The sequence below is a fragment of the Gilvibacter sp. genome, from assembly GCF_965601605.1.
Taxonomy (GTDB): Bacteria; Bacteroidota; Bacteroidia; order Flavobacteriales; family Flavobacteriaceae; genus Gilvibacter.
In genome coordinates, this window is the sequence record NZ_CBFCWJ010000040.1 from 66,413 (window position 1) to 72,412 (window position 6,000).

General features: G+C 43.7%; 8 protein-coding genes. 6 read left to right on the forward strand and 2 right to left on the reverse strand.

The genetic code is table 11. The features are described 5' to 3' along the window. Nucleotide 1: 1 nt before the first annotated feature. From ACSLP7_RS11735 to ACSLP7_RS11760, 6 genes are all read left to right on the forward strand, one after another. Nucleotides 2-1,024 (forward strand): DUF1028 domain-containing protein, encoded by a 1,023-nt coding sequence (locus tag ACSLP7_RS11735; protein WP_435579484.1) that lies wholly within the window; start codon nt 2-4, stop codon nt 1,022-1,024. A gap of 28 nt (nt 1,025-1,052) precedes the next feature. Beyond that, nucleotides 1,053-1,652 carry a YdeI/OmpD-associated family protein gene (locus tag ACSLP7_RS11740; protein WP_435579485.1) on the forward strand — a complete coding sequence of 200 codons (600 nt, stop codon included), beginning with the start codon at nt 1,053-1,055 and terminating at the stop codon, nt 1,650-1,652. Nucleotides 1,653-1,658: 6 nt separating this feature from the next. Beyond that, nucleotides 1,659-2,768, forward strand: a complete 1,110-nt coding sequence (locus tag ACSLP7_RS11745; protein ID WP_435579486.1) for an adenylate/guanylate cyclase domain-containing protein — start codon at nt 1,659-1,661, stop codon at nt 2,766-2,768. A 27-nt stretch (nt 2,769-2,795) separates the two neighbouring features. Continuing rightward, nucleotides 2,796-3,161, forward strand: a complete 366-nt coding sequence (locus ACSLP7_RS11750; RefSeq protein ID WP_272833237.1) for a hypothetical protein — start codon at nt 2,796-2,798, stop codon at nt 3,159-3,161. Nucleotides 3,162-3,301: 140 nt separating this feature from the next. After that, on the forward strand, nt 3,302-3,796 hold the full coding sequence (locus ACSLP7_RS11755; RefSeq protein WP_272833236.1) for an RNA polymerase sigma factor: 495 nt from the start codon (nt 3,302-3,304) through the stop codon (nt 3,794-3,796). Between the two features lie 5 nt (nt 3,797-3,801). Continuing rightward, nucleotides 3,802-4,452: a hypothetical protein gene (locus ACSLP7_RS11760; protein ID WP_435579487.1), complete on the forward strand. Its 651-nt coding sequence runs from the start codon at nt 3,802-3,804 to the stop codon at nt 4,450-4,452. Nucleotides 4,453-4,455: 3 nt separating this feature from the next. On the opposite strand, the gene ACSLP7_RS11765 is transcribed toward ACSLP7_RS11760, so the two are convergent. Continuing rightward, nucleotides 4,456-5,262 (reverse strand): lysophospholipid acyltransferase family protein, encoded by an 807-nt coding sequence (locus ACSLP7_RS11765; RefSeq protein WP_291186598.1) that lies wholly within the window; start codon nt 5,260-5,262, stop codon nt 4,456-4,458. 44 nt (nt 5,263-5,306) lie between these two features. Next, the gene (locus ACSLP7_RS11770) at nt 5,307-5,900 is read right to left on the reverse strand and encodes an NUDIX hydrolase (protein ID WP_435579488.1); all 594 of its coding nucleotides are present in this window, start codon (nt 5,898-5,900) and stop codon (nt 5,307-5,309) included. Between the last annotated feature and the right edge of the window lie 100 nt (nt 5,901-6,000).

A 6,000-nucleotide genomic window follows, 5' to 3' on the forward strand; every position in this document is an offset into this window, starting at 1 on the left:
AATGCGAAAAATTACACTATTATTGACCATTTGCTTTGCCTTGTTTCAGGCCAAAGCACAAGACACCTTTTCTATTGTAGCCGTTGACCCAGCCACTGGTGAAGTAGGCGCGGCTGGCGCATCCTGCGTAGATGGCGTTGGAGACCTTGGAGGACTCATTGACATTATCAGCGCCATTATTCCGGGCCGTGGAGGAATCAACTCTCAGGCTTATGTTTGTATCCCGAATGCCAACTTAGCCAACGGGATCGAGCAAATGGAAGCTGGGGCTTCTCCAGCAGAGATCATCTCATGGCTCTTTGCCAATGACAGTTTCCCTTGTGGTAGCGGTGGACCTTTTGACGACCCAACCTTCCGCCAATACGGAATTGCGGATTTCAATCCAGATACAGGAGCTCCGCGTACAGCAGGATATACAGGATCTAGTGCAGACGATTATAAGGACGATATTCAAGGCCCAACCTACTCTGTACAAGGAAACATTTTATTGAACGCCACAGTTTTAGAAAATATGGAGGCGAATTTTGTGAGCACCTCAGGAACCTTGGCCGATAAGCTTATGGCTGCCATGCAAGGAGCAAACTTTGCCGGCGCCGATGCGCGTTGTTTGGACCGAGGAACTTCTTCAACTTCCGCCTTTTTGCAGGTGTATCGTCCAGACGACACTCCAGGGAATCCTTACCTGCGTTTGAATATTGAAGAAATGCCTTTTGGAGAAGAGCCAATAGATTCCTTGCAAACGCTTTATGATGCCTTCTTGTCTGTAGAAGAGAACAGTTTGGATCTGCAATTGCGTGCCTTCCCAAATCCTGCTTCAGAATTTGTGACCATTGCTCACAATCCAAACGTGGTGGTAAATACGTATACAGTATATGACATCAGCGGTAAACGTCTCAATATTGAGCCAGAATCACAAGGACAAGGCCAAGTGCGTTTGTCAGTAGCTGATCTGCCTAAAGGTGTTTACTTTGTACAAGTAATGGCAGACGGATATCGCCAGACCATCAGCTTTATCAGGTCTTAAAGCACACAACTAACTAAACAATTAAACTATGACCGATGCAGAAAAGATTGAAGCCTATATAGCCAAAAACAATCATTGGGAGCAGGAACTCACCCAACTCCGCAGCCTTTTGCAACAAACCGAGGCCGTAGAAACGGTTAAATGGGGCATCCCCACCTATACCGTTGGGGGCAAGAATGTTATGGGTATCGGTGCCTTTAAGAACCACTTCGGATTGTGGTTTTTCAACGGATCTTTTCTAAGCGATCCAAAAGGTGTCTTGCGCAATGCTCAGGAGGGTAAAACTCGTGGGATGCGCCAGCTCAACTGGAATTCTTTAGCTGAAGTTGATTTTGATATGGTCAAGGCTTACGCTTTAGAAGCCATCGAGAATCAAAAACAAGGTAAAGAGATCAAACCCCAGCGCAAGACAAAGACTTTGGTGATTCCTATAGAATTACAAACTGCCTTTGATCAAGATGCTGGTTTAAAAACAGCTTTTGATGCCTTAACTCCCGGTAAGCAACGGGAGTACGCAGATCATATTGGGAGTGCAAAACAAGAGAAAACCCGGTTGAGTCGCTTAGAGAAATGCCGCCCAATGATCAATGCCGGCGCGGGATTACACGATAAATACAAGAACTGTTAAGCGTCTATGGCTGGAAAATCCTTTAGGTCTTCAAGGAGGCAAATATCGGCCTACCTCAGAAGAGCGCTCTGGGTAACCATTGCCTGGGTGCTAATCAGCAATGTCATGTTCTTTTATGAGTACAGCATTTTGGCGAGCAACCGAGTGCTGACTACGGAATATGACTTTTTGTCTAATTTCATTGCCAATTTGATCATCTCCACCTCTGCAGGGATCATTGGAGGGCTTGTCACCATTCATTTAATGGAACGCGCCCTGCGCAGGTTCTCCTTCATCAATGCCTTTTTGATCATTTTGGTGATCTATACCATAACCGCGTTTCTGGTCAGCGCAGCGGGCAACATCTATTTGCAAGGCCAGAACTTGGACCTTCCCATTTACGATGAGGATGTTTTGGAAGAGACCTTCTTCTTTTTCTCCAGTTGGATGTTTGTAAAGAATTACCTGATTTGGCTATTTATCGTCTTGGTTACACTGATAATCCTAATGGTGAATGATCGTTTTGGCCCGGGAGTATTTCCGGACTATTTATTGGGTAAATATTTTAGGCCCAAGCAGGAGCGGCGCATTTTCATGTTTGCCGACATTCGCAATGCCACAGGAATTGCGGAGCAACTCGGAGAGGCGCGTTACTTTAATTTTCTCAAAGACTTCTTTAGAGATATCGCTCCCGCTGTAGTGCGCACCTACGGTGAGGTCTATCAATACGTAGGCGACGAAGTAGTTTTGAGTTGGAAGATGAAACGGGGTCTAAAGAATTCAAATGCCCTGGTGTGCTACTACCTCATGAAGGAACTCATCAGCAATAAAGCATCAAAATACGAAGCTAAATACGGACTGGTACCTGAATTCAAAGTAGGCTACCATTGTGGAAACGTAATGAGTGGTGAATTGGGCCAAATAAAGCGGGAGATCGCCTTTTCTGGAGATGTGCTCAACACTGCCGCTCGTATTCAAAGCAGCTGCAACTCCTTGGGTGTTGATATTCTCGCCAGTGAGGATTTTGCGCAACTGCTGGTCAAATTGCCTGAGGGGATCTCAGAAAAGAACCTAGGAGCGCATCCGCTAAAAGGAAAATCAGAGTCTTTGACCTTGGTCACCTTTACGGAACAATAATTGATTCAACCTACAAAACTTATAATTATGAAAGCAGATACTTATACTAAAGTAGTCTTAACTGTTATTGCAGTCTGTCTCACCGTGAACACAGCCATGAAATTGGATTTGATGCCCAAGGCCTATGCCGATAACGGCTTAAACGATCTCAAACCACATTCGCAGTATGGCTTAGTGCCGCTTAATGAGAACGGCTTGGTTGAAGTGAGCATAAAGGACATCAATACCTATGATGAACTCTATGTAAATTTACGTGGCGTAGACACCTCAGAAGAAGTGAATATCAATGTAAAAAGTATAGACACCTCTGATGAATTAGATGTAAACATTGATGAACTTGGTGGAACTTGGCTCAATCCTGGCGGGCCAATTAAAGTACAGGTTCAGAACTAGTTACAAATTAATGCGCGTATTTTTAGCAGAAATCCTGTAACAAAAGTCTTGCAAAGAGAACAAACCAATGAAGTTAATTCGCAGTTTACAATAGATCAAATGCAAACTGTAGAAAAACCTCTAACACTAACAATCAACCTTTGGATCAAAACCTGAAACATAGTTTTGTAAAACAGCTCGAAGAGCATCAAAACGTGGTTCATAAAATATGTCGACTGTACACCCGAAATCAGGATGCGCACAACGACCTATTTCAGGAAATCACAATACAACTGTGGAAGGCTTATCCTAAGTTTCGCGGGGATGCCAAGTTTAGCACTTGGATGTATCGCGTGGCCCTGAACACGGCAATTACGCTTTATCGTAAGAGCAAGAAGGGCGTAGCGACACAGGAATTTGAAGGAGTTAGTTTTAAGATCGCGTCGGAGAAGTACGATGATACCATCGAGGAACAATTGAAGCTGATGTACGCGGCAGTAAAGGATTTGAATGACATTGACAAGGCCTTGGTGTTCTTGTATTTGGAAGACAAGTCTTATCGTGAAATCTCTGAAACCATGGGTATTTCAGAAGTTAATGCTAGAGTAAAGATGAACAGAATAAAGGAAAAGTTGCGTAAAATTTTAAATCCGTAGGAATTATGGATCAACTCGAACTTTTAAAAAAGCAATGGCAAGCACGGGAGCATGAGCTACCGAAGCTGAGTTTTGACGACATCTATCCAATGATATTGAAGAAGTCTTCTTCAGTTGTCAAATGGATCCTGATCGCCTCTGTGATCGAGATCGCCATCTGGATCGGTCTTAATTTCTTGATTCCAGAATCGAGTAAGACCATCAATCAAGGTATGGGCCTAAGCCGCGCCTTCACTATGGTCAACGTAATCCATTACACCATATTTGCAGGTTTTATCTACCTCTTCTACAGAAATTACCAAGCCATTAACAGCACCGATACGCTCAAGGAACTAATGCGTAAGATCTTGAAGACCCGTCGTACCGTGCGCTATTTTGTCTACTACAATATCGGCACCTCCGTAATCACTTTGATCGCAGTGAACATTTATTACTATTTCAACAAAGAACAGCTTTATGGACTCTTAAAAGCAACCTTCCCAGAAGGCTATGCAGAGGTTGATCTGGCCAGTTTCACCAGCGTGTTCTTTATATCTCAGATCATTGTTGGCATTCTATTTATTGGCTTTATTGCCCTGATCTACTATCTAGTATACGGCTTGATGTTGCGCAGACTTAAGCGCAATTATGTCGAATTAAAAAAGATGGAAGTCTAAGAACTAATCCTGACGGTAGCGACGTTTTTTATTGAGCTCTTCTGCCTGAGCCAACTCCTCTTGAGGAATTACTTTTAAGAAGGATGGATGTTGTTCGATGGCATACTGCAGTTTTTCTACTATGGAATCCACGGAATCATTCTCATAATCGATTTCCAACGGCTCCTTGATTACCATAGATTGCAAGATATTGCGCTTTTTAATGCGCAGTCCTTTACGATCAAAGGAACGTCTAAACCCATCAATTACTATAGGAACTACCAGAGGTTTGTTTTGTTTAATGATATGTGCCGTACCACGACGAATAGGTTTCCATGGCTTAGTGGTCCCTTGCGGAAAGGTAATTACCCAACCGTCTTCTAAGGCCACAGAAATATTGTTGACATCACTCATCTTTACTTGACGATTGATCTCTTTTCCTTTTTCTCTCCAAGTACGCTCAATACTTACGGATCCCGTATAGGCCAATATCTTTGGCAATAGTCCTGCACTCATGGTCTCCTTAGCCGCCACAAAGTAAAGGTTCAACTTGGGTTGCCAGAGGTAGCCAATATTCTTGATACTATCCACACGGCCGCTGAGACTTGCATTAAACACATGGAACATAGCCACTACGTCTGCAAAATAGGTTTGGTGGTTGGAAACGAATAGCACATTGTTATCTGGCAGATCTTTGATGATCTCCGAACCTTCTATCTGCAATTCATTAAAGCCTTTGAATCTGCGGTGGGTCATGGCGCCCAAAATGCGGATCAACCAACGTTTGATAAATAGAATATGTCCAAATGGATTTCGCTTAAAAAGCCCCATGTAGTTTTCTTTAGCCCGCCAAAGATACGAAAATGACTCTGGTCTTAAAGCTGCTTTAACAGCTCTCTCACCTCATTGAGCATCATGGCCGTAGCACCCCAAACAATATGACCGTTGAGTTCAAAGGCTGGCACCTTGATCTGGTGAGCATATGAGGTTGTGAGCACACGGGTGGTTAAGGGATCATCGGAGAGGAATTGCGGCAGATCCACCTCTACCAAAGCGTCAACTTCTGATTCTTGAAGAATGAATTTTGGCGTGTCTTGAACGATTCCCAAATACGGATGCACATAAAAATTGCTCGGCGGAATATACACATGGGTCAATTCTTTAAGTACGTGAATATCACCTGTGGGAACTCCGATCTCCTCCTCCGTTTCTCTTAAAGCTGTTTGCATCAGATCAGCGTCAGTATCTTCATAACTGCCCCCTGGAAAACCAATTTGAGCCGAATGTACGCCTTTGTAGGTTTTTCTGAGGATGAGCGCAAAGCGTGTTTGCAATTTAAGATCTGGATAAAAAAGTACCATCACCCCCGCTCTGCGTGCCGTTTGCGCCTCAACTGCTTTGCGTTTGAGCTCTTGCAGACGCTCTAGCGGAGCCATTTCCAACTGAGCCGCTTCTCCAGGAAGTGACATCTGCTGAACTTTTGATATTTTTGATGCGAATTGAGAAAAATCCATACTATGCGATTCCTGTTGCTTTTTTGCCTGCTAATTTGCGTTTCGGCTTGTGAAG

Bases quoted from the DNA above. Each gene is read 5' to 3' on its own strand.
- ACSLP7_RS11765 (WP_291186598.1), bottom strand. From the start codon at position 5,262: ATGGGGCTTTTTAAGCGAAATCCATTTGGACATATTCTATTTATCAAA.
- ACSLP7_RS11760 (WP_435579487.1), top strand. From the start codon at position 3,802: ATGGATCAACTCGAACTTTTAAAAAAGCAATGGCAAGCACGGGAGCAT.
- ACSLP7_RS11735 (WP_435579484.1), top strand. From the start codon at position 2: ATGCGAAAAATTACACTATTATTGACCATTTGCTTTGCCTTGTTTCAG.
- ACSLP7_RS11770 (WP_435579488.1), bottom strand. From the start codon at position 5,900: ATGTCACTTCCTGGAGAAGCGGCTCAGTTGGAAATGGCTCCGCTAGAG.
- ACSLP7_RS11740 (WP_435579485.1), top strand. From the start codon at position 1,053: ATGACCGATGCAGAAAAGATTGAAGCCTATATAGCCAAAAACAATCAT.
- ACSLP7_RS11745 (WP_435579486.1), top strand. From the start codon at position 1,659: ATGGCTGGAAAATCCTTTAGGTCTTCAAGGAGGCAAATATCGGCCTAC.
- ACSLP7_RS11750 (WP_272833237.1), top strand. From the start codon at position 2,796: ATGAAAGCAGATACTTATACTAAAGTAGTCTTAACTGTTATTGCAGTC.